This is a genomic window from Planomonospora parontospora (assembly GCA_014647935.1).
Lineage (GTDB): Bacteria > Actinomycetota > Actinomycetes > Streptosporangiales > Streptosporangiaceae > Planomonospora > Planomonospora parontospora.
The window spans coordinates 82027-107770 of the sequence record BMQD01000004.1; the positions used below are offsets into that span (position 1 = coordinate 82027).

19 protein-coding genes are annotated in these 25744 nt (G+C 74.8%); 9 read left to right on the plus strand and 10 right to left on the minus strand.

Annotation, left to right across the window (positions count from 1 at the left end):
• Positions 1–39: 39 nt before the first annotated feature.
• A complete protein-coding gene (locus tag IEZ07_RS07975; protein ID WP_275413788.1) occupies positions 40–2814 on the minus strand; it encodes a helix-turn-helix transcriptional regulator in 2775 nt (924 codons plus the stop codon).
• Positions 2815–2916: 102 nt separating this feature from the next.
• Between IEZ07_RS07975 and IEZ07_RS07980 the strand changes: the two genes are divergently transcribed.
• Complete coding sequence (locus IEZ07_RS07980) at positions 2917–3537, plus strand: LysE family translocator (RefSeq protein ID WP_191894170.1); 621 nt, start codon at positions 2917–2919, stop codon at positions 3535–3537.
• A gap of 88 nt (positions 3538–3625) precedes the next feature.
• Here the strand turns inward: IEZ07_RS07980 and IEZ07_RS07985 are convergent, their stop codons facing one another.
• Entirely contained in the window at positions 3626–4366 is a 741-nt protein-coding gene (locus tag IEZ07_RS07985) for an alpha/beta fold hydrolase (protein WP_191894171.1), read from the minus strand.
• Positions 4367–4423: 57 nt separating this feature from the next.
• On the opposite strand from IEZ07_RS07985, the gene IEZ07_RS07990 reads away from it, so the two are divergent.
• The gene (locus tag IEZ07_RS07990; RefSeq protein ID WP_191894172.1) at positions 4424–4996 is read left to right on the plus strand and encodes a TetR/AcrR family transcriptional regulator; all 573 of its coding nucleotides are present in this window, start codon (positions 4424–4426) and stop codon (positions 4994–4996) included.
• A 176-nt stretch (positions 4997–5172) separates the two neighbouring features.
• Here the strand turns inward: IEZ07_RS07990 and IEZ07_RS07995 are convergent, their stop codons facing one another.
• The 3 genes from IEZ07_RS07995 to IEZ07_RS08005 are packed head-to-tail and all read right to left on the minus strand — an operon-like array spanning position 5173 to position 7960.
• On the minus strand, positions 5173–6384 hold the full coding sequence (locus IEZ07_RS07995) for a hypothetical protein (protein ID WP_191894173.1): 1212 nt from the start codon (positions 6382–6384) through the stop codon (positions 5173–5175).
• A gap of 30 nt (positions 6385–6414) precedes the next feature.
• Positions 6415–6801 (minus strand): Rid family detoxifying hydrolase, encoded by a 387-nt coding sequence (locus tag IEZ07_RS08000; protein WP_068894676.1) that lies wholly within the window; start codon positions 6799–6801, stop codon positions 6415–6417.
• A 25-nt stretch (positions 6802–6826) separates the two neighbouring features.
• A complete protein-coding gene (locus IEZ07_RS08005) occupies positions 6827–7960 on the minus strand; it encodes an alanine racemase (RefSeq protein WP_191894174.1) in 1134 nt (377 codons plus the stop codon).
• Positions 7961–8167: 207 nt separating this feature from the next.
• On the opposite strand from IEZ07_RS08005, the gene IEZ07_RS08010 reads away from it, so the two are divergent.
• Positions 8168–9886 (plus strand): glycosyl hydrolase family 8, encoded by a 1719-nt coding sequence (locus IEZ07_RS08010; protein ID WP_191894175.1) that lies wholly within the window; start codon positions 8168–8170, stop codon positions 9884–9886.
• A gap of 54 nt (positions 9887–9940) precedes the next feature.
• Here IEZ07_RS08010 and IEZ07_RS08015 read toward each other — a convergent pair whose 3' ends face one another.
• Together IEZ07_RS08015 and IEZ07_RS08020 are read right to left on the minus strand one after the other, a co-directional pair.
• Positions 9941–13573 carry a DUF4153 domain-containing protein gene (locus IEZ07_RS08015; RefSeq protein WP_301549311.1) on the minus strand — a complete coding sequence of 1211 codons (3633 nt, stop codon included), beginning with the start codon at positions 13571–13573 and terminating at the stop codon, positions 9941–9943.
• 120 nt (positions 13574–13693) lie between these two features.
• Positions 13694–14383, minus strand: a complete 690-nt coding sequence (locus tag IEZ07_RS08020) for a response regulator transcription factor (RefSeq protein WP_191894176.1) — start codon at positions 14381–14383, stop codon at positions 13694–13696.
• Between the two features lie 247 nt (positions 14384–14630).
• Here IEZ07_RS08020 and IEZ07_RS08025 point away from each other — a divergent pair, with 247 nt between their 5' ends.
• The 3 genes from IEZ07_RS08025 to IEZ07_RS08035 all read left to right on the plus strand — a co-directional run bounded on the left by IEZ07_RS08025 (position 14631) and on the right by IEZ07_RS08035 (position 18877).
• On the plus strand, positions 14631–16415 hold the full coding sequence (locus tag IEZ07_RS08025; RefSeq protein ID WP_191894177.1) for a serine/threonine-protein kinase: 1785 nt from the start codon (positions 14631–14633) through the stop codon (positions 16413–16415).
• Positions 16412–18451 carry a protein kinase family protein gene (locus IEZ07_RS08030; protein ID WP_191894178.1) on the plus strand — a complete coding sequence of 680 codons (2040 nt, stop codon included), beginning with the start codon at positions 16412–16414 and terminating at the stop codon, positions 18449–18451. The genes IEZ07_RS08025 and IEZ07_RS08030 overlap by 4 nt, the downstream gene beginning before the upstream one ends.
• A gap of 234 nt (positions 18452–18685) precedes the next feature.
• On the plus strand, positions 18686–18877 hold the full coding sequence (locus IEZ07_RS08035) for a tail-anchor membrane protein (protein WP_191894179.1): 192 nt from the start codon (positions 18686–18688) through the stop codon (positions 18875–18877).
• A gap of 144 nt (positions 18878–19021) precedes the next feature.
• Here IEZ07_RS08035 and IEZ07_RS08040 read toward each other — a convergent pair whose 3' ends face one another.
• Positions 19022–19339: a DUF3817 domain-containing protein gene (locus IEZ07_RS08040; RefSeq protein WP_203871812.1), complete on the minus strand. Its 318-nt coding sequence runs from the start codon at positions 19337–19339 to the stop codon at positions 19022–19024.
• 134 nt (positions 19340–19473) lie between these two features.
• Positions 19474–20316: an SURF1 family protein gene (locus IEZ07_RS08045; RefSeq protein ID WP_191894180.1), complete on the minus strand. Its 843-nt coding sequence runs from the start codon at positions 20314–20316 to the stop codon at positions 19474–19476.
• A 179-nt stretch (positions 20317–20495) separates the two neighbouring features.
• Between IEZ07_RS08045 and IEZ07_RS08050 the strand changes: the two genes are divergently transcribed.
• Together IEZ07_RS08050 and IEZ07_RS08055 are read left to right on the plus strand one after the other, a co-directional pair.
• Positions 20496–20666: a hypothetical protein gene (locus IEZ07_RS08050; RefSeq protein WP_189235215.1), complete on the plus strand. Its 171-nt coding sequence runs from the start codon at positions 20496–20498 to the stop codon at positions 20664–20666.
• Positions 20667–20903: 237 nt separating this feature from the next.
• Complete coding sequence (locus IEZ07_RS08055) at positions 20904–22361, plus strand: flavin-containing monooxygenase (RefSeq protein ID WP_191894181.1); 1458 nt, start codon at positions 20904–20906, stop codon at positions 22359–22361.
• Between the two features lie 162 nt (positions 22362–22523).
• Here the strand turns inward: IEZ07_RS08055 and IEZ07_RS08060 are convergent, their stop codons facing one another.
• Complete coding sequence (locus IEZ07_RS08060) at positions 22524–24347, minus strand: gamma-glutamyltransferase family protein (protein ID WP_191894182.1); 1824 nt, start codon at positions 24345–24347, stop codon at positions 22524–22526.
• 127 nt (positions 24348–24474) lie between these two features.
• Between IEZ07_RS08060 and IEZ07_RS08065 the strand changes: the two genes are divergently transcribed.
• Complete coding sequence (locus IEZ07_RS08065; RefSeq protein WP_191894183.1) at positions 24475–25698, plus strand: sensor histidine kinase; 1224 nt, start codon at positions 24475–24477, stop codon at positions 25696–25698.
• Positions 25699–25744 lie beyond the last annotated feature (46 nt).

Genomic DNA, 25744 nt, shown 5'->3' on the forward strand with positions numbered 1-25744 from the left:
CCCCGAGGGGAACGGCGGCCCTCCGGAAGCGGAGCCGTCTCAGAGGAGGCCCGCCCTGCGGGCCGCGGCGACGGCCTGGGTGCGGGAGGCGACGCCGAGCTTGCCCAGGATGTTCGAGACGTGCACGCTCACCGTCTTCGGGGCGATGAACAGCCGCTCGCCGATCTCCCGGTTGGGCAGCCCGTCGGCCACCAGTGCGAGCACCTCCCGCTCGCGGCCCGTCAGCGCCGCCGTCCGGTCCGGGCCGGCCGGCTCCGGCTCGGACCTCCGGACCGGGCCGAAGCGCGCCCGCCGTCCCAGCGCCGCCAGGGAGTCGCCCAGCGGCCGGGCGCCGAGGGACTCGGCGGTCTTGACGGCCTGCTCCCACTCCTCCAGCGCGGCGGCGCGGTCGCCGGCGGCCAGCAGCGCCTCGGCCAGCCGCCACCGGGAGCGCGCGACCTCGTAGACGAACCCGTAGTCGAAGGCCTCCGCCACCGCGCGCCAGGCCCCGGCATCGAGCCTGCCGTGGACGCGGTGCCACTCGGCCTCGGCCCGCAGCAGCCAGGCCGTACCCTCGCGTCCCATCCCGGTCCGCGCCGCGCTCCGCGCCCGGCCGAGCAGCGCGTCGGCCCCGTCGGCGCGGCCCAGCTCGGCCAGCGCCCAGAGGCCGACCGCGGCGATGCGGATGCTGCCGGTGTCGGAGGGCTCCAGGACGCCGAGCACCGCGGTGACGTGGTCCAGTGCCCGCTCGGGCTCACCCCGCCAGAGGGCGTGCTCGGCGGCCAGCCCCCGGGACATGTACGCCACCAGGGAGTCCCGCCAGAACGGCCGGAGCCAGGCCAGCCGCTCGTCGACCTCCGGCACGCCCATGGCCACCTCGACGAAGAGCGCGAACGAGGACAGGATCGCCTCGGGGATCGTGCCGACCCGCCGGCCGAACCCCGCGGCGCGGGCCTGCTCCCACTCCCCGGCCGTGTAGTGGATCAGGAAGCGGAGGAACCGCAGGTCGGTGCCGTAGGTGCTCCACGACAGGCCGGTCTCGGCCGCCAGCCGGATGCCGCGGTCGGCGGTCGCGGCGGCCTCGGCCATGGCGCCCCGCTCGAACTGGATCCGGGTGTAGTGGAACAGCCCCCGCAGGTCCATCGCGAGGTCACCGGACTCCTCGGCCGCGACCTGGGCGAACAGCTCCTCGGCCCGGTCCCGGTCACCGTCGAACTCCGCGCAGGAGGCGAGCATGATCAGCGCGCTCTTCTCCGCGTCCCGGGCCCCGGCGGCACGGGCCACCTCCAGGGCCCGCCCGGCCAGCGGCTCGGCTTCGGCGTGCCGCTCGGTCCAGAAGACGGTCCGCGCGAAGGTCGCCAGCGCCCGGCCCAGCAGCGGCCCCTCGGGGGCCGCCTCGACGGCGGCCTGGGCGATCTCCAGCGCCTCCGTCTCCTGGCCGGCGTCGTAGAGGTAGTAGGCCAGCCGTTCGCACACCTCCGCCGACGGCGGCAGCGCCCGCACGTGCGCGACCGCCCGGTGGTTGTCGCCCATGTCGGCCGCGGCGGCGGCGGTGCGCAGCGCGAGGCGGGTGTGGTCCGTCCCGGCGAGGCGCTCGGCGTCGTCGACCCGGTCCCAGAGGCCGAGCGCCCGCTCGAAGTGGCGGTGCGCCTCCGCCGGGGCGCCGAGCCGCTCGGCCCGGCGCCCCGCCTCGACCGAGGCGGCCAGCGCCCCGGAGAGGTCGTGGGCCGCCAGGTAGTGGTGGGCGAGCTCCGCCGCGCTGGCGTTCCGCTCGGTCAGCAGCCGGGCGAACTCGGCGTGCAGGCGGGTCCGCTCGCCGGGCAGCAGGTCGGTGTAGACGGCCTCCTGGAGCAGGGCGTGGCGGAAGGCGTAGCCGTACTCGCCGGACGGGCGGATGAGCCCTCGCGAGACGATCTCCCGCATGGCCTCCTCGAAGGCCAGCTCGTCCAGGCCGGAGGCCTCGCGGAGCAGGTCGTGGTCGGCCTTCCGCCCGGCGACGGCCGCGCCGCGCAGCACCCGCTGGGCGGACTCGGAGAGCAGTTCGGAGCGGGAGAGCAGCAGGCTGGCCAGGCCGTCGGTCATCGCGCAGCCCTCGGTCGCCGCCTCCAGGAGCTCCTCGGCGTAGAACGGGTTGCCCTCGGCCCGGTCGACGACCTCGTCGATCATGCGGGCGTCGGTCCCGCCGAGCAGGGCGACGTAGTCGGCCATCTCGCCGCGGTCCAGCGGGCTCAGTTCGACGGACGTCACCGAGGGGAGCCGCTTGAGCTCGGCGAGGACCCGGCGGAGCGGGTGGCGGCGGTGGATGTCGTCGGTGCGGTAGGTGCCGACCAGGCAGACGCGCTCGCCCTGGAGCATCCGGCTGAGGAAGACCACCAGGTCGCGGGTGGACTGGTCGGCCCAGTGCAGGTCCTCCAGGATCAGCAGCACGGGCTGGGCGGACAGGAAGCCGAGCACCGAGCCGAACAGCTGCTGCTGGGTGAGGGCGGAGGCGCTCTCCGGCCCGGCGTCGGTGCCGCCGGGCAGCAGCCTGCCGAGGACGGGCCGCGCGTCGAGCGCCGCGCGCAGCTCTCCGCGCACGTCGCGCAGGGCGTCGGCCAGCGGGAGGTACGGCAGGGTGTCGCCGAGCTCGGCGCACTGCCCGACGAGTACGGCGAAGCCCTCCACCCGCGCCCGTTCGGCCAGTTCCGTGACGAGCCGCGTCTTGCCGATGCCCGCGTCCCCGCCGACCAGGGCGACCCCGGCCGTCCCCTCGGCGGCGGCGCGCAGCACGGCGAGCAGGCGATCAAGCTCCCCCAGTCGCCCTACCAGCGTGCTTTGCACCTTTTGCGGCTCCACGTCGGCGAGTATCCCACGGACCACCGACGTCCGGATTGGTCCGCCGGGGGCGCTCCGGATTGGCCTTCCTCCCGATGGGCGTCCCGCGCCTATGGTCGGGGCATGGTCTCGTTCTCCACACTCCTGCTGTTCTCCGCGGCGTCCCTGGCGCTGGTCCTCGTCCCCGGCCCGAACCACCTCTACATCGTCGCCCGCGGCGTCGCCCAGGGCCGGGCGGCCGGGATGGCCAGCGCCTTCGGCGTGGAGGTGGGCACCCTGGTGCACATCGCCGCGGCGGCGGCCGGGCTCTCCTACGTGATCGCCCGGTCGGCGACCCTGTTCAACGCGGTCAAGTGGGCCGGGGTGGCCTACCTGCTCTACCTGGGGGTGCGGGCGCTGACGAGCCGGCCGGAGCCGGAGGTCCGGGAGACCGCCCCGCAGCCGCTGCGCTCGATCTTCCTCGAAGGGGTCGTCGTCAACGTCCTCAACCCCAAGGTGATCCTGTTCTTCCTGGCGTTCCTGCCGCAGTTAGTGGACCCGGCGGCGGGCGCGGTCCCGCTGCAGATCGCCGTCCTGGGCGGGACGCTGCTGCTTCTGGGGCTGCTCTCCGACATGGTCTACGCCGCGGGGGCGGGTGCGCTCGGGCGGCGGCTGCGGAGCCGGGCGAGGCTGCTCGGCCGCGCCAGCGGGGCCGTCTACCTGGGGCTCGGCGTCGCGACCGCGTTCTCCGGCCGCTCGGTCTGATCACCCTGGTCCCGCGGCCTCCCCCGTCCACCCTCCCCGGCCACCCGGCCGCAGTCACCCGGAACCGCCCACCTGGACCCGGCCACGGTCACACACGGCTCTCCGACCGCTCCTCCCGATCGTGCGGGGCCGGGTCCACCTGGTCGCACAGGTCGTCCAGCAGGCGGGCCAGCGGGCCGGGGGCGGCGAGCACCCCCAGGTGGCCGCGGCGCGGGAGGTGGATCAGCCGGCCGTTCCGGCAGGCCCGCAGGAAGGCCCGCTCGTCCGCCCGGAACGGGTCGCGGGCGCCGTTGACCAGCCACACCCGCCCCGGATACGCGGCCAGCGCCGCGAGCTGGTCGTGCCCGGCGACGGCCTCGACCACCTGGGGCGCGACCTCGCAGGACAGCCCGCCCGCCACGAGCGCCTCGCCCGCCGGACCCGGCAGCAGGCGGCGCAGGCCGTACGCGCTGATCCGGTTCGCGAGCCCGGGGTCGCGCGCGGCGAGGGACGCCACGGACCGGTGGATCCCGGCGCGGCGGCCCGGGGAGGCCGTGCAGCCCATCGCGACCAGCCCCGCCACCCGGCCGGGGAACCGCCCGGCGGCGGCGATCCCGACGTAGCCGCCGAGGGAGAGCCCGGCCACGACGGCCCGCCCGCCGCTCCCCGCGACGCCCTCGATCGCGTCGGCCACGGCCTGCACGGCCGCCTCCATGGTGAAGGGCTCCCCCCTCCTGCTCCCGTGCCCGGGCAGGTCGACGGCGGCCGAGGGCCGGTCGAGACGGGACCTGACCGGGTCCCACATGGTCGCGCTGACCCGGATCCCGTGGACGAAGACGATGGGCACCATGACGGACCTCCCGCACCAAAGAAACACAACGCACCGTTGCGTTGCTATTATCACCCCATGGCACCGCGCAGGGAACAGGAGATCTTCTCGGCCACGCTCGGCCTGCTCGCTGAGAAGGGCTACGAGGGGCTGACCGTGGAGGGCGTGGCGGAGCGGTCGGGGGTGAACAAGACCACGATCTACCGGTGGTGGCCGTCGAAGGCGGCGCTGCTGGCCGCCGCGCTCGTCGAGGCCGACGTGCTCACACTGGACCCGCCGGACACCGGGAGCCTCAGGGGTGACCTGGAGGCCCTGGTCGGGCAGGTCGCCGCGCTGCTCACCCGGCCTCCCGCCGCGGACGTCGCGGTGGCCGCGCTCGGCGCCGCCGTGCACCACCCCGAGCTGGCGGACGTCGCCCGCCGCTTCTTCGCCGACCGCCTCGCCCGCGAGGAGCGGGTGTTCGAGCGGGCCGGACGGCGCGGCGAGCTCGCCGACGGCGCCGACCCCATGATGATCATGGATCTGCTGGGCGGCGCGGTGTGGCTGCGGGCGGTCTTCCGGGGACTCCCCGTCGACGAGGGCTTCGCCGCCGAAGCGGTCCGGACCGTCCTCGGCGGAGTCTCCCCGGAGCGCCCCCGAGACCTCGACTGAGTCTTCCCGGGACGCCCCGAAACCCCGCGACCTGCAGCCGCCCCGAAACCGCGGCTGAGCCGCTCCGGAACGCCCCCGAGACCCCGCGACCGGCTGAGCCGCTCCCGGAACGGGCCCGCGCGGGCCCGTTCCGGGAGCGCGCCGGGGACCCGGGCCGACGCGCGGGCCGTACGGGCTCAGCCCGTGAGCGCGCCCGGGATCCGGTCCAGGATCGGGTACGGCAGGAGCCCGTAGGCGAAGAAGTCGACCGCGCCGGCCCCGGCGGCCCGGACGGCCCGGACCTTCGCGGCTAGGCGGTCGGCCGAGTCGGTGTCCGGCGGACCCGGCCGGAGCACCACCCGCAGCTCCCGGTCCTTTCCGGTGGAACGCCGGTAGGCCGCCACGTCGTCGGCGATCCGGGCCGCGTCGCGGGCGTAGGCCAGGACGCCGAGCGAGGGCACCAGGTCGCCCAGCGCGACCAGGTCCACGCCGAGCTGCCAGGAGTCGTGCGCGGCGAGACCGGAGGAGGGCAGCCCGTCGGCGTAGCCCTTCACCGACCCGGTGCCGTCCAGGAAGACCAGCCGGGAGCCCTCGGCCGAGACCGCCGCCGAGACCTCGGAGACCAGCGAGGTCACCGTCTCGGAGCGGGCCCGCGCGTAGGCCACCACCTCGGGCCCGGCGTAGGCGGTCAGCGCCGCCCGGGTCACCTCGCCCTGCGCGGGCGGGTCCCCGCCGAGCACGCCGTCCACGATCCTGGCGCACTCCTGGCGCGCGGCCCCGGCGTCGACGCCCAGGTCCGCGGCGCGGCGCAGGCAGAACCCGCAGAAGCAGAGCCCGAACAGGAAGGCGTCCATCGGCCCGAGCGGGACGGCGCTCCGGTCGTGCCGGCACCCCTGCCCGTAGGGCGCGAAGTGCAGGGCCTCGGCGACCACGCCGTCGACGCCCTGCCGGGCCACCGCCCGGCCCAGCGCCACCGCGTAGAGGCGGACGTCGGGGTGGGACGGGCACAGGTCCTCGGCCGAGGCCGCGTCGCCGAAGCAGTTGCGCACGGTCACGTCGGGGCAGGCCTCGCCCAGGGGGGCGCTGCGCAGGAAGGCGGCCCAGCCGTGCAGCCGGAGCCCCCGCTCGGCGGTGGCGCGCCGCAGGGCCGCCAGCGGCTCCTCCTCCGCCCCCGCCTGGACGGGCGGGACCAGGCGCAGGCCGCCGAAGAGGTCCTCGGGCGGGGCGAAGTGCGCGCCGTCGCCGCGGACCGTCACCCGGGACGAGCCGTGCGGGGTGACGTCGCGGGTCCGCCGGGAGGCCGCGGCCACGGTCACCCCGGTCACGCCGTACCCGGCGATCCGGTCGAGGACCTGCTCCGATCCCTCCCCCCGCACGTCCTCCACGTGGACGTACACAGAGCTGTCCAAGCCGCCTCCCCGTGCGCAGTCGCTCAGACTCTAACGCCCCTTGTAGGCCACGAAGTCGATCTCCACGAGGATGTCCATCAGCTGGGAACCGACGGTCGTGCGGACCGGGTAGGGCTTGGTGAAGTAGGACTTGTAGACCTCGTTGTAGGCGCCGAAGTCGCGCTTGAGGTGCTGCAGGTGGACCGTCGACTTCACCACGTCGTCGAAGCCCAGGCCGTGCGCGGCCAGGATCGCGCCGAGGTTGCGCATCACCTGGTGGGTCTGCGTCTCCACGTCGGTCCCGACGACCTCGCCCGTCACCGGGTCCAGCGGCCCCATGCCCGAGGTGTAGACGAAGTCGCCGACCACGAGGCCCTGCGAGTAGGCCCCGACCGGCGCGGCGCCCTCGTCGGTCCGCAGTTCGAGCTTCTCGCTCATGTCACCCGTCCTCAAGTGCGGAGTTTCAGAAATAGGTGTGGATCAGGTCGACGACCACGTGGTCGTCGTCCACCACCGGGATGACCCGCCACTTGTCGAAGGCGGTGCACGGGTGGGAGATCCCGAACGACACCAGGTCCCCGGGCCTCACCGGCGAGTCCGGGGCGGTCCGCAGGACCGCGTGCTGATCGTAGAGCCTGGTCACCTCCGCACCGGCGAGGACCCCCCGGGGGATCGGCATGCCCTCGTCGAACGGGGCGTCCCGCTTGCCCATCCCGACCACGGCCAGGCCGGGCTCGGGCACGGAGAGCACGTGCGCCCAGACCTCCAGTGCCGGGCGCAGCTCGCCCTCGATCCGGTTGTACGGCGTGTGCTCGCGGTAGTGGCCGTCGTCGTGGGAGATGTAGGCGCCGCTGCGGAGCATGATGGTCGCCTGGCAGGCGGCGAGCTCGCGGCTGACCACGTCGAACCACTGGCTGCCGCCCACCGACAGGATCGGGCGGCGGACCCGCAGGTGCTCCAGCGCCTCCAGCAGCCGGTGCAGGAAGGTCCGCACCTCGGCGGCCGAGGCCAGCGTGCCCTCGTACCCGGCGACGCCCGCGAGCTCCACTCCGGGCGCGGCCTGGGCCGCCGCGGCGACCTCCAGGAGCCCTTCGAGGGTCCGGCACCCCGCCCGCCCGCCCTCATGGCCGAGCTCGGCCAGCACCCGGAAGGGCCGGGGTCCGGCGTGCTTCGACAGCGTCTCGATCCCGGCCACCGAGTCGGCGAAGCAGAGCAGCTCGAACGACGGGTCCTCGGCGAGGTGCGCCGCGAGGGCGTCGAGCCCCGCCGGATCGAAGACCTGGTTGGCGATCGTGATCCGGGAGACGCCGAAGCCGCGCAGGATGAGCGCCTGGCTGGGGGTGGCGACGGTGAGCCCCCAGGCGCCCGCCTCCAGCTGGGCCGCCACCAGCTCGGGCGACATGGTCGTCTTGGCGTGCGGGACGAGCAGCATCCCGTGCCCGCTCGCGAAGGCCGCCAGCGTCTCGATGTTGTGCCGCAGCGCGCTGCGGCGGGCGGTCATCACCGGGAAGGTGAACGCCCCGCCGAACAGCGACGACCCCACGGCCGCGTCGGGATCCACGATCCCCTTCGCCAGTCCCTCGATCGGCCCCTTCATCGGCCCTCCACCGTGCGCGCGGTGCTCCGTGCTCCGCTTTCCCGAGGACCCTATCCGGCTCCGGAAGCCGTCCGCGCCCGGCGCCGGAGGGATTTGGGCCCTCCGCCCTATTGACCACGACGCGTCAGGAATGGTGCCATCTTCCCTTAATTAGGAATCTTTCCTAACCAGCCTAACCAGTGCTGGCCGACGACAGAGAGGGCTCCCATGCACGCGAGACCGCTGTACGCGAGACCGCGCCCGCGGCGTCCCCGCCGCCCCTCGACCCTCCTCGCCCTGACCCTGGGGCTGATCGCGCCGGCTCTCGTGCTGACCGCGGCCCCGGGCCACACCGCCGACTCCCTCCTCTCCCAGGGCCGTCCGGCCGCCTCCTCCTCGGACGAGGACGCCTCGTTCCCGCCCGGCAGGGCCTTCGACGGGAACACCTCCACCCGCTGGGCCTCGGCCGAGGGCGTCGACCCCCAGTGGCTCCGCGTCGACCTCGGCCGCTCCGCCGCCGTCTCCCGGGTCAGGCTGACCTGGGAGGCGGCCTACGCCAGGGCGTACCGGATCCAGGTCTCACCCGACGGCTCGTCCTGGACCGACGTCTACTCGACCTCCTCGGGGGACGGCGCCGTGGACGACCTCTCCGTCTCCGGCACCGGCCGCTACGTCCGGATGTACGGGACCGGCCGGGGCACCCCGTACGGCTACTCGCTGTACGAGATGGAGGTCTACGGCTCCACCGGCGGCTCCACGCCGGGTCCGAGCCCGACCCCGACGCCCACGGCGGGGGGCCCGCGCGTGCCGTTCGGCGGCCACACGATCCCCTACGCCTCCGGGATGCTGCGCCCCGGCGGCGGCCAGGCCGCCCTCGACCAGAAGGTCGTCGACTACTACCGGAAGTGGAAGGCGGCGTTCGTCCGGCAGAACTGCGGCAACGGCTGGTACCAGGTCATCTCCCCCGACGCCGACCACCCCTACGTCGCCGAGGCGCAGGGCTACGGCATGGTCATCGCCGCGACCATGGCCGGAGCCGACCCCGACGCGAAGAAGATCTTCGACGGCCTGCTGAAGTACGTCCTCGCCCACCCGTCCTCGATCACCCCCGGGCTGCTCGCCGCCGAGCAGGACGCCTCCTGCAAGAGCGTCAACGGCGGCGACTCCGCCACCGACGGCGACCTGGACGTCGCCTACGGCCTGCTCCTGGCCGACCGGCAGTGGGGCAGCTCCGGCACGTACGACTACAAGCGGCTCGCGATCAAGCACATCAACGCGATCAAGGTCGGTGAGCTCAACCCGACCACCAAGCTGCTGAAGCTGGGCGACTGGAGCAGCTCCGGCGGCGAGCACTACTGGATCAGCCGGCCCTCCGACTGGATGATCGACCACTTCCGGGCCTTCCGGAAGGCGACCGGGGACGCGACCTGGGACACCGTCCGGGCCAACCACCAGAACCTGATCGCCTCCATGCAGTCGAAGTACGCCCCGGGCACCGGCCTGCTGCCCGACTTCGTGGTCGACACGAACGGCAGCCCCAGGCCCGCGCCCGGCGAGGTGCTGGAGAGCGCCAACGACGGCGACTTCTGGTGGAACGCCTGCCGGGTCCCGTGGCGGATCGCCAACGACGCGGTGACCAGCGGGGACGCCGGGTCCCTGGCCGCGGCGCGGAAGCTGAACGCCTGGATCAAGGCCAGGACGGGCGGCGACCCGGGCAGGATCGTGGCCGGTTACCGGCTCGACGGCGGCGCGCTGGCCGACTACGCCTCTCCCGCCTTCTTCGCCCCGTTCGCGGTGGCGGCGATGACCGACCCCGGCAGCCAGGCCTGGCTGGACGCGCTCTGGAACCGGATGCTCGCCACCCCGGTCTCCACCGACAGCTACTACGCCGCCAGCATCCAGCTCCAGGCCATGATCACCGTGACCGGCAACCACTGGGTGCCCTGACCCGCACGCCCGGCCGTGGCCCCTCTCCCGGGAGGGACCACGGCCGGGCCCGGATCAGTCCTGGTCGGGGATCAGGCGGGACGACGAGTAGCCGTCCAGGCACAGGACCGGCCCCGGCGGGACGGGCCGCGCGGCGAGCACCTCCCTGGCCCGGTCCCGCGCCAGGTTCCAGCCGTTCCACGGGTCCGGCCGGTCGAGCCGGTTGGCCCGGGTCACGTCCCTCAGCACGCAGCTGCGCAGCGGCTCCGGCAGCCGGTCCAGCGCCGGCACGGCCTCCGCCCCCAGGCCGCCCAGGTAGCGCTGGTCGAGCCGGTCCACGCCCCGGACGGCGAGCTGGGTCTCCGCGACCCGCAGGTCCGGGTTCCACACCGCGAAGGCCAGCAGGCCCACGCCCGTCATCAGGACCATCGTCCGGGGCAGCCATCCGGCCGGGCCGCGCCGCAGCAGCCGCAGCGCGCCCGCGGCGAGGACCAGCAGGAAGACGCCGCCGAGCCACCAGATGGCCGCCTGCACGGAGGCGCGGAGCCGGGTGAGGCCGTAGGCGTCGACGTACAGGTCCAGCCGGTACATCGCGGAGGCCAGGATCACCATGGTCAGCGCGCACAGCAGGCCGAGCAGCCCGGCCATCAGCCAGCGCTCGCGCCCCTCCGTCTCGACCGCCCCCGACGCGATCGCCACGATCGCCAGCACGAAGACGCTGACCACGACCAGCTGGAAGAACCCGGAGCGGGCGTACTCGGCGTAGGTGAGATCGGTGGTGGCCACCACCCAGCCGGCGTCGCCGAACAGCGCCGTCAGCTGCATCGCCACGAACGCGCCGAACAGCAGGTTGAGCGCCGCCAGCGGGGTCACCCACAGGCCGCGGCCGACGCGCAGGCGCAGGCCCTGCGCCTGCGGCTCGACGACCGGCCGCAGGCCCACCAGCACGGCCGCGGCGACCACGGCCGCGAAGACCGCGAAGACCAGGACGCGCAGCGGCAGCGTCTCCGCCCAGTCCTGCGAGAACAGCAGCCGCTCCACCGTACGGGCGAAGACCGCGTCCGCCGAGGCGAACAGCGCGCCGAAGATCCCGAGCAGCACCGCGGTCAGACCGAGCCCGACCAGTGTGGGCAGCACCCTGCGGGTCGCCATGCCCTTCACCGGCCCCTTCAGCGGCGCGGCCAGGAACCACGGCACCGGCAGCAGCCCCAGCACCACCGAGATCCCGCCCCTGGCCACCCCGAGCCAGCCGCGCCCGGCCCCCGACAGGGCGAGCGCGGCCATCCCGAACCCGGCGAGGAGGAGCAGCCCGACGAGCCAGTCGGCGTCCCGGAAGACCGCCACCGAGATCAGTCCGTAGGCGACCAGTCCCATCGCCGCCGACCAGGGGGTGATCCGCTTCCTGGCGACCGGCAGCACCGCCGCCCCCATGGCCGCCGCCACCAGCACGAGTCCCACTCCCACCGAGCTGTACGGCAGGGCCACCGCGGCGAGCAGCCCGACGACCGCGCAGGCGGCGAGCAGCCACCGCGGCGCGTCCGGCAGCTCGGGGCGGGGGAACACCGGGGGGGCCACGTACCCGCCGGGCGGCCCCTCCGCCGCCCTCCCCGCGGGAGCGGTCGTCCTCCCTCCTGCGGCCGGTCCCCGGACCGGTCCCGCCGCGGCGACGGCGGAACCCCCGCCCCCCGTCGCGCCGGGAGGTCCTCCTGCCGTCCTCTCCACCGGTCCCTGCGTCGTCCGCCCCGCACCGACCGGAGGCGGACCCGCGGAAAGCGGACCGACGGGAGGCGGACCGACGGGAGGCGGACCGACGGGAGGCGGGCCGACGGGAGGCGGGCCGACGGGAGGCGGGCCGGAGATCGGCTGGTAGCCCGTCCACAACCCGTCCGACGCCGTGGTGGCACCGATCACCGTGCCGACGAACGCCGCGACCAGCGGGACGCCGACCCCCACCAGGATGCCCAGCGAGGGCGAGACCGCCCCGAGCCCGAAGCCGAGGAGCAGGCCCGCGAGAACGCCGAGGAAACCGCCGAGCAGGACCCCGGCGATCGCTCCCGGCCAGTTCCGGACCGGGACGGGGACCGCTCCGGGCTGTCCCGGCAGGAACCGGGGGGCCGTGACCCCGGGGCGGATCGGAGGATGGGACGGCGTCCGGATCTCCCCCGCGGAGGCGGGCGCCCCCGCGGGCGCGGATGTCCCGGTACGGACGGGGTCCTCGACTGAGGCGGACGCGCCGGCGGGGACCGGGTCCGGCCGGGGAGCCGCCGCCTCCTCGCGGCTCCCCTCCTCGCGGTCTTCCGCCTCCTCGCGGTCTTCCGTCGTCTCGCGGGCCTCCGCCTCTTCACCGTCCGCCGCCGTTCCACGGGCCTTCACCGCCTCACGGGCGGCCGGAGCGACGGAGACGGCGGCGGGATCAGGGCCGGAGCGGCCCTCGGGATGGCCGTCCGGGCTGGGAGACGCACCGGGGGCGCCCGGGCGACCACCCGAGACGGGGGTCTCCGGTCCACCGGACCCTCCGGAGGGGGAGTCCTCCGCGGAGGTGCCGCCGGAGGCGGGAGGGAAGGTCATCGGGATCCTTTCTGGGAGGTCGACCGCTATCCGGCAGCCGACACCGTCTTCGACACGGATGGAACCGCCGTGGAGCTCGACGATCTCCTTCGTGATGGCCAGGCCCAGCCCGGCGCCGCCCTGGTCCGCCGCCCGTCCCGCGTCCAGCCGGGAGAACCGCTCGAACACCCGGGTCCGGTCCTCCTCGCGGATGCCCGGCCCCTGGTCGGTCACCAGCAGCCGGACGCCGGACCCCTCGGGCCGGGCGGACAGGACCACGACACCGCCCTCGGGGCTGTGCCGCACCGCGTTGTCGAGCAGGTTCGCCAGCACCTGCGCCAGCAGGTCGGCGTCGGCCCGGACGCTCAGCCCGCCGGACACCTCGCACCGGGCCGCCACCCCGTCCCGCGCCAGTACGGCCTCGCGCAGCGCCTGCTCGCAGAGCGGGCCGAGCTCGACCTCGTCCCGCTCGATCAGCCGCGCCCCGGACTCCAGCCGGGACAGGTCCAGCAGCTGGGCGACCAGCCGCCCCAGCCGCTCCGTCTGGGCCAGCGCCGTACCGAGCGTCACCGGGTCGGGCTCCGAGACCCCGTCGACCACGTTCTCCAGCACTGCGCGCAGGGCGGTGATCGGGGTCCGCAGCTCGTGGCTGACGTTGGCGACCAGTTCCCGCCGCTGCCGGTCGACCTCGCCCAGGTCCGCCGCCATCGCGTTGAAGGCCCGGGCCAGCTCGCCGACCTCGTCACGGGAGGTGGCCGTGACCCGCAGGCCGTACCGGCCCTTGGCGATGGTCTGCGCGGCGGCGGCCATCTCGCGCAACGGCCGGGTCATCCCCCGGGCCAGCAACTGCACCATGACGAGCGCGAGCAGCACCGCCACCGCGATCCGGGTGTTCCTCGAGTAGCCGGCGTTGATGCCGACCTCGTTGACGACGAACGCCGCCACCACGGCCAGCAGGATCACCACGCCGAGCTTCGCCTTGATCCGGCCGAGGAAGTCGAGGGGCCGCAGCCACCGCCGCCCTCCCCGGGCGGGCCGCCCTCCCTGGTCCTCCGCCGGGGCGGCGGACGGGCGGGCCGCGTCCCTGCGGGACGGGGAGGGGGTGGAGAGACCGGTTCCCCGCCGGGCGGGCCGGGTGCTCTCCTCGTCGGGTCTCATCATGTTTCGCATTCCGGGGTGTTCGAGTGGCGGGAAGGGAAATCGGTTCGCCGGACCCCGGCGGGACCATCGGCCTGCGGGACGGTGGAGGAGGCACGAGGACGCAGCCGGTCCCGTGGACGGTCAGGGCCTGACCAGGGCGTAACCGACTCCGTGGACGGTCCTGACGGCCCCGGGGCCGAGCTTGCGGCGCAGGGCCCGTACGTGGCTGTCCACCGTCCGGGTGGCCGCGGCCTCGGAGAAGCCCCAGATGTCGGCGAGCAGCCGCTCCCGCTCGAACACCTGACCCGGGCGCTCCGCCAGCCGGCAGAGCAGGTCGAACTCGGTCCGGGTCAGCCGTACCTCCGCGCCCGCCACGTAGACCCGGCGCTCGGCGGTGTCGATCTCGACGTCGCCGACCCGCATCACCGAGTCGTCCACGGCCAGCTGCGAGGCGCGCTCCACCCGCCGCAGCAGCGCGTGCACCCGCGCCACCAGCTCGCGCATGCTGAAGGGCTTGGTCATGTAGTCGTCGGCTCCGACCCCGAGCCCCACCAGCAGGTCGGTCTCCTCCCCCAGCGCGGTGAGCATGAGCACCGGGACCGGCCGGGCCGCCTGCATCCGGCGGCAGACCTCCAGGCCGTCGAGGCCGGGGAGCAGCCGGTCGAGGATCACCACGTCGGGTTCGGCCTTCGCGTAGGCCGCCAGCGCGCCCTCCCCGTCCCCGGCCACCCGCACGTCGAAGCCCTCCGCCGCGAGGCGGTGCCGTACGGCCCGCGCGATCGTCTCGTCGTCCTCCACCACGAGGACACGTCGTTGCTGGGGAAATGCCATACGCGGAGCGTAGAGGGACCCTGTGCAGATGACTTGGGGCGGATTGTGAAGATTCCGCGCACACCGGGAACGTGCTCCGCACGAATTACGGTGGTCGAGATGGTCTTGCGGCATGAGACCACGATCGTGACGGAAAGGGGAGGTCGCTCTCGTTGGTCCCCATCCCGTTGAATGACTATCTTTTGAGCGCGACAAGCTGTCCGATACGGGCCAGTGGACCTTCTGAGCGCGGCAGCCGGTGAACGGGGTGAGCAGGATCGACACACGAGCGCTGGCGGGCCGTTACCGCCTCCTCCGCCCCCTCTCCGAGGGCGGCGACGGCATCGTGTGGCTCGCCGCCGACGAGGTACTCCACCGCGACGTGGCGGTCAGGGAGGTACGGATCCCGTCCGGCCTCGGGCCCGTGGCGCGGCAGACGTTCCACGCCGCCGCGCTGCGCGAGACCAACCTGGCCGTGCGGATCAAGCACCCTTCCATCGTCGTCGTCCACGACGTGGTCGTCGACGACGACCGCCCGTGGATCGTCATGGAGCTGCTGCACGGGGCCTCCCTGAAGGAGACCGTCCGGGAACGGCGGCCGCTCCCGCCGCGTCAGGCGGCCCGGGTCGGCGCGGGCATCCTCGGCGCGCTGGCCGCGGTGCACGCCGCCGGGGTGCTGCACCGGGGGATCGCGCCGGGCAACGTCTTCCTCGCCGAGGACGGCCGGGCCCTCCTCACCGATTTCGGCATCGTCCTCACCGAGAGCGGAGGGGAGGCCCCGAGCACCGGCCGCCCGATCGGCGCCCCCGGTTACACCGCTCCGGAGCGGTTGCGCGGCGCGCTGGGCGACGCGCGCTCCGACCTGTGGTCGCTCGGCGCCACCCTCTACTTCGCCGTCGAGGGCACGCCCCCGCACCCGGCGGACACCCCCGCCGACACGATCAGACGGACGCTCGCCGAACCGCCCCGGCGGCCGGAGCGTGCGGGCGCGCTGGGTCCGCTGCTGATGCTCATGCTGGCCCCGTCCCCCATCGCCCGGCCCTCCGCCGAGGCCGTCGCCCGGATGCTGGACGACGTCGCCCAGGGCCGCTCCACCTCCGCGCCCTCTCTCCTCGGGCCCGCGGCCTCCGAGCACGGTCCTTCCGGGACCGCTCCCGGCCGGACCGACGTCCCCGGGTCGGTCCCGCCGGGGCGCGTGCTCCCCCTGCCCGCCCCCGCCCGGACCGGTGATCCCCGACCCGGCGGGACCGGCCCCGATCGGGACGTGACCGGTGAGACCCCCGGGATCTCCCCGGAGCCGTCCCCCGGAACGGCCTCCTCCGGCCGGGCGCCGCTCCCCGCCCGGCTTCCGCGCGAGGACCGCGCCTCCGTCCGGTTCCCGCGCACGGGCGGGCCCCTGGTCTGGGCCGCGGCCGAGATCACCGCCCTGGCGGTGCTCGGCGGGGTCGCCATGGGCGTGACCGGCCTCGTCTCCTCCGGAGCGGACCCGGCCCCCGCTGCGGAGCTCAGCGAGCGGCCCGGCGCCTTCGCCTCCCCGGTGGACGTGTGCGGCCTGATCCCCGCGGACCGGGTCAGGCAGTTGCTCCCGGCCCTGGCGGGCGAGGGGAGACCGACCGACGGGGGCGGCTGCGAGTGGACCAGCCCCGGGACGGGCCTGAGGGTCGCCCCGGCCGGTCCGGCCGCGCAGTGGGGTAGGAGCCCGCGGCAGGCCCACGAGCTCTTCGTCAACCGGCGCAACGGCACCATCCCCGACGGCGGGCTCGTCTGGAGCCGGTCGAGCATCTCCGCCGGGATCCGCTCCGCCAGGAACACCGGCCCGCTGCCGGTGAAACCCGTCGGGGAGGAGGCGTTCGGCCACGACGTGTACGAGAACCGCACGACCGGCAGGCTGGAGCGGAGCCACGTGACGTTCCGGGTGGACAACCTGGTCGTCGAGGTCGAGTACACCGTGGTGGACGGCAGCAAGGACGGTCCCGCGATCCAGAGTGGGGCCCACACCGCAGCGACCTGGGTCGCGGACGCGTTGAGAAAGCAGAAGGCGGCAGCCGGATGAACCAGGCAGACACCCCCAGGCCGTACGGCAGGCACGCCGGTGCCGGACCGGGCTCCGGCGTCTCCGACGCCGATCCCCTCGGCCTCGGGCTCCCCGCGCAGACCTCCCTGGAACTCGTCATCGGGCGCCACGGCCCGATGACGCCGACCCAGGCCGCCCGGATCGGCCTGTCCGTGCTGGACCAGCTCATGAGCGTGCACCGGCACGGCATGGCCCACGGCGACGTACGGCCGGGCTCGGTCCTGATGGGGCCGCAGGATCAGGTGGTCCTGGCCGGGCCGTCCCTCCGCTCTCCGGTCTTCACCGCCCCCGAGGGCGTCACCGGCCCGGTCGCGGACCTGTGGTCCCTGGGTGCGACCCTCTTCACCGCCGTCGAGGGCAGACCTCCTGCTCCCGGTGCCTCGCTGCAGAACGCGGGTCCGCTCGGCCCGATCCTGGTCGGCCTCCTCGCGGGCGACCCCGCCCTCCGCCCCGACCCGGGCGCGCTCCGTGACGGCCTGCTGGAGGTCTCCCAGGGCCGCCCCGCGCCGTTCCCCGCGCTTCCCGCCCTCCCCGCCCCGCCGCCGGTCGGCCCCGGCGGCGCCTTCGCCTCGCCGTTCACCTCGGACCCGGGCCACGCACTCCCCGCCTCGCCGTTCACCTCGGACCCGGGCCACGCACTCCCCGCCTCGCCGTTCAGCTCCGACCCGGGCGGCGCCTTCCCCCTCTCGTCATCGGACTCCGCGCCGGGCCGCACGTTCCCCGGTCCGGTGCCCCCACCCCCGCAGCCGCCCTGGGCCGGCGCCCCGCTTCAGGCTCCGTCCGGCTCCCCGTCCCCGGACCCTGGAGCGGCCCCCGGGTTCTCATCCCAGGAACCGGGTCCGGCCCCGGGATTCCCGTCTCCGGAGCACGGGGCCGCGCCGCCGTTCCCTGCCGGAGCGGCCGGCGCCGCGCCGTCCGGTTCCCCCGAGCTGACCGTGCCCTTCCGGATTCAGCCCCCGGCTGCTGCGGCACCCGGTGCCGCGGCTCACGCTTCCGCTTCGGCGGCCCCCTCAGTGCCGGCGTCACCCGCATCGGCCTCCGCATCCCCACCCGCACCCGCACCCGCACCCGCACCCGCACCCGCACCCGCACCCGCACCCGCACCGACAGTCCCCGCCACCTCGGCAGACCCCACCACTCCAACGGGCCCCGCCACCCCGACGGGCCCAACCACCCCAACCGGCCCCGCCACCCCGGCGGGCCCAGCCGCCTTCGCCGGTCCCGCCGTACCCGCCCCCGCGGACTCGGCCCCGTCCGATCCACGTCCACGGGAGGACGTGTCCTCCGTCCACCGGGACGTCTCCTCCCGCGGGAACTCCGGTCCCGTCGCCGCCGTACCTCCTGCCGCGCGCCCCGCCGACCGGCCGGACGGCGTCCTCGTGCCCCGCTCGATCGTGGCGCTGACCGGTGTGCTGATGGCGGGTATGGCGGTCACCATCGGGATCCTGCTCGTGCCGGTGCTGAGCGGTTCCGGTGAGGAGAGCACGGACCCCGGCGCCAAGGGCCGCTTCGCCGCCGCCCCGAGGGCCTGCGGCCTGCTCACCGACGCACAGGCGGGGGAGGTCGTCCCCGGCTTTCGGAGCTCGGAGGTCGAGCCCGCCGAGTGCAACTGGCTCAACAGCGCCGACTGGCGCAAACCCGGCTCGGAGAAGTTCGACCTGCGGGTGCGCCTGGTCGCCCAGAAGCAGGACGGGTCGGAGGTGCGGCGGGCGCAGGAATACCTCGCGAGCAGGAAGCAGGACACCCGCGACCGGAGCGAGCGCGCCACACCCGCTCCCCTCCCGCCCCAGGACCTGAAGGGCCTCGGGGAGGAGGCCTTCATCACCGGCGGCTACGGGCCGAGCAAGCTCTACGGCGGCTCCTACAAGGTGACCGTGGTCTTCCGCGTCAGCAACCTCGTCGCCGAGGTCGAGTACGAGCGGGGCAGCGTCAAGGAGGACGCCGACGGCAGGGTCGCGGAGAACGGCGCGAAGGTGGCCCGCTGGGTCGCCGAGGCCCTCAGAGCCCGCGGCTGACCCGCCGGGCCGCTCCGCGCGCCCTCCCGAACCGGCCCGCTCTGAACCGGCCCTGCCTGAACCGGCCCCGCCGGGCGGCCCGGCGCCCGGGACGGCCCGGCGGGCCGCGGTGAGCCCGTCCCGGGAAACGAGATATATCTCAGATGGAACCCGGGTGGGTGGCCCGCTCGTTGACCGGGCGACGCAGAATGTCATCAGGCGGGGCGCGCGCTCCGCGTTCGGAGGATGTTGAGGATGTCGCCCATCCAGAAGTACGCGATCGGCGCCGGAGCAGCCGTGCTGCTCTCGTGGATCTTCCTGCCGGGCTGGCTGGCCCTGCTGGTCTTCCTCGGCGTCGTCGCCGCCCCGGCCGTCGGCTACATGATGCTCGATCCCTCCCAGCGGGAGCGGCTCAAGCGCGCCCGCAGGCGGGGCATCGGCCGCTGATCCGGCGCGGAGGCCCGCTCCCGGCGGGCCTCCGCGGCACAGCGCTCCGGGGTCCCGCCCGGCGGGACCTCCGTACGGCCCCGCCCCCCGTAGCAGAGTCAGGCGGGGAGCCGGGCAGGGGCCAGGCGGGGAGCCGGGCAGGGGTCAGGCGGTCGCCGTCGCGGCGGCGGCCTCGGTCTCCACGCGCCGGGTGACCTTGCGCTCGAAGACGAACGAGAGCAGCGGCACGGTGCCCGCGAGCATCACGCCCAGGATGTACTGCCACGACCAGCGGGCCTTCATGCCCAGGTTCATCGCGGCCACGAGGTACAGCATGTAGAGGAAGCCGTGGATCGGGGAGACGACCTTCGACGGGCCCTCGATGCCGAAGCCGTACCTGAGCACGATGCACACGGTCAGGACGAGCAGCATCACGCCGACGACGTACGCCAGGACTCGGAAGGGCTTGAGAGCGGATTCCACGGTCATCTACCTCGGGTCGGGGAGCGGGGACGTTCAACGATATGCGGGGCCGGACGGGGTGTACGCGGGACGGGGTGTGCGCGGGACGGGACGGCCCCACGGGCGGATCCGGGGTCCGCGCCCGGGGCCGCCGGTCAGACGGCGGCCGGCCGGGACTCCGGCGCGGACCCGGAGTCCGCAGCGGAGGCGGGTTCCGGGTCCGGATCCGGCTCCGTCCCGGGATCCGGCCCGGAGTCCGGGCCCGTTCCGCCCTCCGGAGCGGCCCTCCCGCCCCGGAGGGCGTCGCGCACGAAGTGCCACCACATGAAGACGGCGAACAGGCCGAAGATCCACCACTGGGCGGCGTAGGCGAGGTTGCGCCAGGTGAGCACGCCCTCCTGCGTCGGCGCGGGGGCGTGGACCGGTTCGGCCGCGACGGGCGGGGCCGGCGACTGGGCTGTGGCGATCACGAAGCCGTCGCGCAGCTTCACGCCCCGCCACAGGTTGACCAGCTCCGCCGACGACACCGTCAGCACCTGCCCCTGCGGGAGCTGCCGGGTCCTGCGCTGCACGCTGTCGGTCGGCTCCGACGCCTGCAGCCGCCCGGTCACGGTCACCTTCCCCTGCGGCACGGCCGTCGCCGGGTCCCCGGCGGCGGGCACCCGGCCGCGCACGACGGGGATCACCGTGCCGTCACCCAGGTCGAGCGGGGTCAGCACCCACAGGCCCTCGTCCCGCTGCGCCACCAGGAGCTGCCGGGAGGCGTCGAAGGTCCCCTCCGCCGTCACCCTGCGGCCGATCGCGTCGGCCGCCAGATGGCGGCCGGCCTCGGTGAGCGTGCCCACCGCCACCGGGGCGGGGTCCCGCGTGGACTGGGGCCTGCCGGAGTCCTCGAAGACCCCGAGCTGCCAGCGGCCGAGCAACCCGCACACGACGAGCGCTCCGACCGCGAGGAGGTGGAGCACCACCACGCGCGGAGAGAACAGGATCCGGAGCATGACACCACGCTATCCGCCCATACCCGCGGTCCCGCCCCCAGGACCGCGCCACGCCCGAGACGGTGCGCGGGCGACCCTGCGAAGCACCGGGAACCGGCGGAGCACCGGGAACGGTCCGGGCACGGTTCGGGTACAGGAACCCGGGTTGAAAAGTCGCGATGTGTCGCTAAAGTCGACCCATGTCTGACCCTCAGATCGACCCGGCAGGGAACACCCAGCAGTTCCGCGCGTTCGCACAGCGTAAGGACCCGGAGGCCGCCCCGCAACGGCGGTCGCCGATCGTCCCCATCGTGGCGGGCGTGGTGGTGGTGCTGGTCATCGCCGCCGTCGCCGCCTACCTGATCCTCTAGCCGCACCCGCGGTCACACGGCAGGGCGGCGACCGCTCCGCCGTACGACGCCGTGCGACGCCGTACGACCCGACGCATGTCCGCCCGCGCCGAAGGCTTCGCCCTCGGCGCTTTTCGCGTACCCCTGGGCCGATGCCGTACCGACCGGTCGGTTTCTCTGAGTGCTCCGGCGTCTCGGGGATGGACGGCACGCGGGCCCGCTCGTTACATTGGACTTTGCGTCCAATAAGGAGATGGGATGAGAACCTCCCCCGGGATGACCATCATCGGCTCGGGCTTCGCCGGGCTGTGCATGGCGATCAAGCTCAAGGAGGCCGGATACCACGACTTCGTGATCCTGGAGAAGGCCGGCGAGCTCGGCGGCACCTGGCGGGACAACACCTATCCCGGCTGCGCCTGCGACGTCCCCTCCCACATGTACTCCTTCTCCTTCGAGCTCAATCCCGGCTGGTCGCGGATGTTCCCGGCGCAGGGGGAGATCCGGGACTACATGCGCGCCTGCGCGGAGAAGTACGGCCTCGGCCCGCACCTGAGGTTCGGCAAGGAGGTCGTCTCCCTGGAGTACGACGACGCGGCCCGCGACTGGCGGGTCGGCACCGCCGACGGCGAGGTGTTCACCACCAACGCGGTCGTCTCGGGCGTCGGCGCGCTGCACGTCCCGTCGCTCCCGGAGATCGCGGGCCGCGAGCGCTTCCGCGGAGCGGCCTTCCACTCGGCCGCCTGGGACCACTCGGTGGACCTGACCGGCAAGCGGGTCGCGGTGGTCGGCACGGGCGCCTCCGCGGTGCAGTTCGTCCCCAGGATCGCCGAGCGGGCCGCGCACCTGACCGTCTACCAGCGCACCGCGCCCTGGATCCAGCCCAAGCCCGACTTCGCCTTCCCGGAGCGGACGAAGCGGCTGCTCGCCCTGCCCGGCGCGGCCCGGGCGCTGCGCAACGCGATCTACTGGGCGCTGGAGACCCGTGCGCTCGGTTTCACCGTCGACCCGCGCCTGATGAAGGTGCACGAGGCGGTCGCCCTGCGCCACCTGGAACGGCAGGTGCCCGACCCGGGGCTGCGGGCCAGGCTGACCCCGGACTACACGATCGGCTGCAAGCGCATCCTGCTCTCGGACGACTACTATCCCGCGCTCACCCGGGAGAACGTCGAGGTCGTGACCGACGGGATCAGCGAGATCCGGGAGGGCTCGATCCTCGACGCCGCCGGCCGGGAGACCGAGGTCGACGTGATCGTCTACGGCACCGGCTTCAAGGTCGTGGACGCGCTGAACGACCAGCGGATCACCTGCCGGAACGGCCGGAAGATCCAGGACGCCTGGCAGGACGGCGTCGAGGCCTACTACGGCGTCGCCGTCTCGGGCTTCCCGAACCTGTTCTTCCTCCTCGGGCCGAACACCGGCCTGGGCCACAACTCGGTCGTGTTCATGATCGAGTCCCAGGTGCGGTACGTCATCGAGTGCCTGCGGCTGCTCTCCCGCACCGGCGCCAGGGCGTTGGACGTCCGTCCCGAGGCCCAGCGCGACTTCAACGACCGCCTCCAGCGGCGCCTCTCCGCCCTGGTCTGGAACGAGGGCGGCTGCCGGAGCTGGTACCTCGACTCCCGCGGCGTCAACCGCACCCTCTGGCCGGGTTTCACCTTCGAGTACTGGGCGCGGACCCGGAAGGTGAGACCCGGCGCCTACCGGCTCATCCGCTGACCGCCCGAGGGCGGCGGACGGCGGACGGCCCGGTCCCGGACCGGCGAGGCGCCGATCGCCTCCCGGGCCCAGGCCTGCGGCGCACCGGCCGCCCCCCGGCTCCGGACCTGCGGCGCACCGGCCGTCTCCCCGCCGTGGCGGGCCGGGAGACGGCCGGCGTGGTCACCGCGCCGGGGAGACGACCAGCGCGCTGCCGCCGCCCCGGCGGGACGGCTCGGCGACCGCCTGCAGCCGGCCGCGGCCGAGGAACTCCACCGCGGTGGCCGCGCCGATCTCCGGGTTGAGGACCAGGCTGTGTCCGCGCCCGGTCAGCTCGGCGCCGTGGCGGTCGATGAACCCCTGCTCCGCCTGGGTCTGGGCGGTGTTGCGCTGGGTCGCCCGGGGCGCGGCGAGGGCCTCGGGCAGGGACATGCCGAACTCCCAGCGGTTGACGAGGATCTGCAGCACGGTCGTGATGATCGTGGACCCGCCCGGCGAGCCCAGGGCCAGCAGCGGCTCGCCGTCGGCCAGGACGATCGTCGGGGCCATGGACGAGCGGGGCCGCTTGCCGGGACCGGGCAGGTTCGGGTCGCCGGGGGCCGGGCCGAAGGTGAAGTCGGTCAGCTCGTTGTTGAGCAGGAAGCCCCGGCCGGGGACGACGATGCCGTTGCCGCCGGTGGACTCGATGGTGATGTTGTAGGCGACCACGTTCCCCCGCCGGTCCGCCACCACCAGGTGGGTGGTCTCCGGACCCTCGGGGGCGGCCGTGCCGGTCTCCGGGGCCGCCGGGGAGTCCGCCGGGCACGGCCCGTAGGCCCCGTCGGGCTCCCCCGCCGGGGCCGGGTGGGCCATCGCCCGCTCGGTGACCAGGCAGGCGCGCTCCTTGGCGAATCCGTCGGAGAGCAGCTCCGCCAGCGGCACGCCGGGGACCCCGGAAGGATCGCCGACGTACCTCCCCCGGTCGGCGAAGGCCAGCCGGGACGCCTCCAGGTACTCGTGCGGGCCGACCTCCGGCAGCGCCTCCAGGATGTTCAGCGCCTCGCCGACGGTGGAGCCGCCCGAGGACGGAGGCGCCATGCCGTACACGTCCATGCCCTTGTAGACGACCTTCGTCGGCGGCCGCTCCAGCGCCCGGTAGGCCCTCAGGTCCGGCAGCTCCATCAGGCCCGGCCGGACGTTCCGGGCGGAGCCGGGCGTGACCGGCGGCCGCTTCACGGTCGCCACGACCTCCTCGCCGAGCCGCCCGCCGTACAGCCAGCCGGGGCCCTTCCTGCCGAGCGTGCGGTAGGTCTCGGCCAGCTCGGGGTTGCGGAACGTGGAGCCGACCCGCGGCGGTGCGCCGCCGGGCAGGAAGAGCTTCGCGGTGGAGGTGAAGTCCGCGAACCGGGCCGCGTTGGCGGCGGTCTGGTCGTGGAACGTCTGGTCGACGGTGAAGCCGCGGTCGGCCACCTCGACGGCGGGCTGCAGCGCCTGCCGGAGCGAGAGCGTGCCGAACCGGCGCAGTGCCAGCTCCCACTGGGCCACGCTGCCGGGCACTCCGGCGGACAGCCCGCTGGTGACGGCCTCCTCGAACGGGACGCCCTCCAGCGAGGTCGCCGTCATCGCCTTCGGGGCCGTCTCGCGGCCGTCGATCGTGTGGACCTTCCCGCGCCGCGCGTCGTAGTAGAGCAGGAACCCGCCCCCGGCGAGTCCGGCCGAGTAGGGCTCGGTCACCCCCAGCACGGCCGCGGCCGCGACCGCCGCGTCGACGGCGTTGCCCCCGCGCCTGAGGACCTTCAGCGCCGCCCTGCTCGCGTCCGGGTCGACGGTCGAGACCGCGCCGCCGTACCCTTCGGCGACGGGGGCCTTCCCGGTCTGGCCGCCGCCCGGTCTCCCGGTCGTCGGCGAGGCGGCCGGCGCGACCGGCTGCGGGGTCGGCGGCGGATCGGCCCAGGCCGGCGGGGTGAGCACGGTGGAGCCCGCCACCAGGATCACTGCGAGGGGCGCGACAGAGCGATTAGTGATCATATGTCCTCCCGCGCTCAGCTTTACCCACCTCGGCAGGGTTGTCAGCCTCATGTACCGCCGAAGATGTAGCGGCGCCCGCGCCTCCGGGCGGACGCGCAGGTCAGGCGGGCGGGCGTAGGGTGCTGGCGTGCGCTCCCGACCCCGCTGGACCGACCGGATGCTCCCGCTGATCGTGGGAGCCGTTCAGGTCGCGACCAACCACGCGGCGCAGGGCAACCAGCCCGAGCGGCTCCCGGCGGACCCGCTCGGCGTCGTCCTGCTGCTCATCGGGCCGCTCGCCCTGTTCTGGCGGCGGCGCAACCCGGTGCTCGCCCTGACCGTCACCGTCACCGCGATGATCGTCTTCGTCGCCCGGGGCCACGCCTACGGCCCGATCTTCTTCAGCCCGGCCATCGCGCTCCACCAGGCCCTCGTCCTGGGCCACCGCCGGGCCGCCTGGACGGCGGCGGCGGCGGCCTACGCGTTCTTCCTCGTGCACACCACCTGGCTGGCGCCCGTCCCCAGCACAGGCCTGTGGCACTCCCTGGCGATGGCCGCCGTCATGGGGGTGCTGCTGGCCACGGGCGAGTTCGCCCGGGCCAGGCGGGAGCGCAAGGCCGAGCGGGAGCGGACGGCGCGGGAGGAGACCCGGCGGCAGGTCAGCGAGGAGCGGCTGACCATGGCCCAGGAGCTGCACGACGTGCTCGCGCACAACATCTCGCTCATCCACGTCCAGGCGTCCACCGCGCTGCACCTGATCGACGACCACCCCGAGCAGGCCCGCACCGCGCTCACCACGATCAAGCAGGCCTCCAAGGACGTGCTGACCGAGATGCGCTCGGTGATCGGCGTCCTGCGCGACGACGCGCCGCGCTCCCCCACCGCCGGGCTGGACCGGCTGGACGAGCTGGTCGAGCGGAGCGGCCTCGACGTCACCGCGGAGACCTCCGGAAGCATCCGGCCGCTCCCGCCGGGCGTGGAGCGGGCCGGATACCGCATCGTGCAGGAGTCGCTCACCAACGCGCGCCGCCACGCCCCCGGTTCCTCCGTCACGGTCCTGCTGGAGTACGGCGCCCGCGAACTGCTGATCCGGGTCACCGACTCCGGCGCCCGGGTCACCGCCGCGGGTCCGGACGGCCGTCCGGCGGGCGCGCCCGGCGGGGGACCGGACGCGGACCCCGGCGAGAGGCTGGGCGGCGGGAACGGGATCCCCGGCATGCGCGAGCGGGCCGCCGCCCTCGGCGGCACGCTCACCGCGGGCCCCTTCGAGCGGGGCTTCCGCGTCGAGGCGCGGCTGCCCGTCCCGGAGCGGCCGGGTGACGCCCGCGCCGGGCGGGACGCCACCGCGTCCGTCCCGGGGAGGACACCGTGACACCCGCGCCCGGCCAGAGCCGTGACGGCGCCCGCAGCCGGGTGGA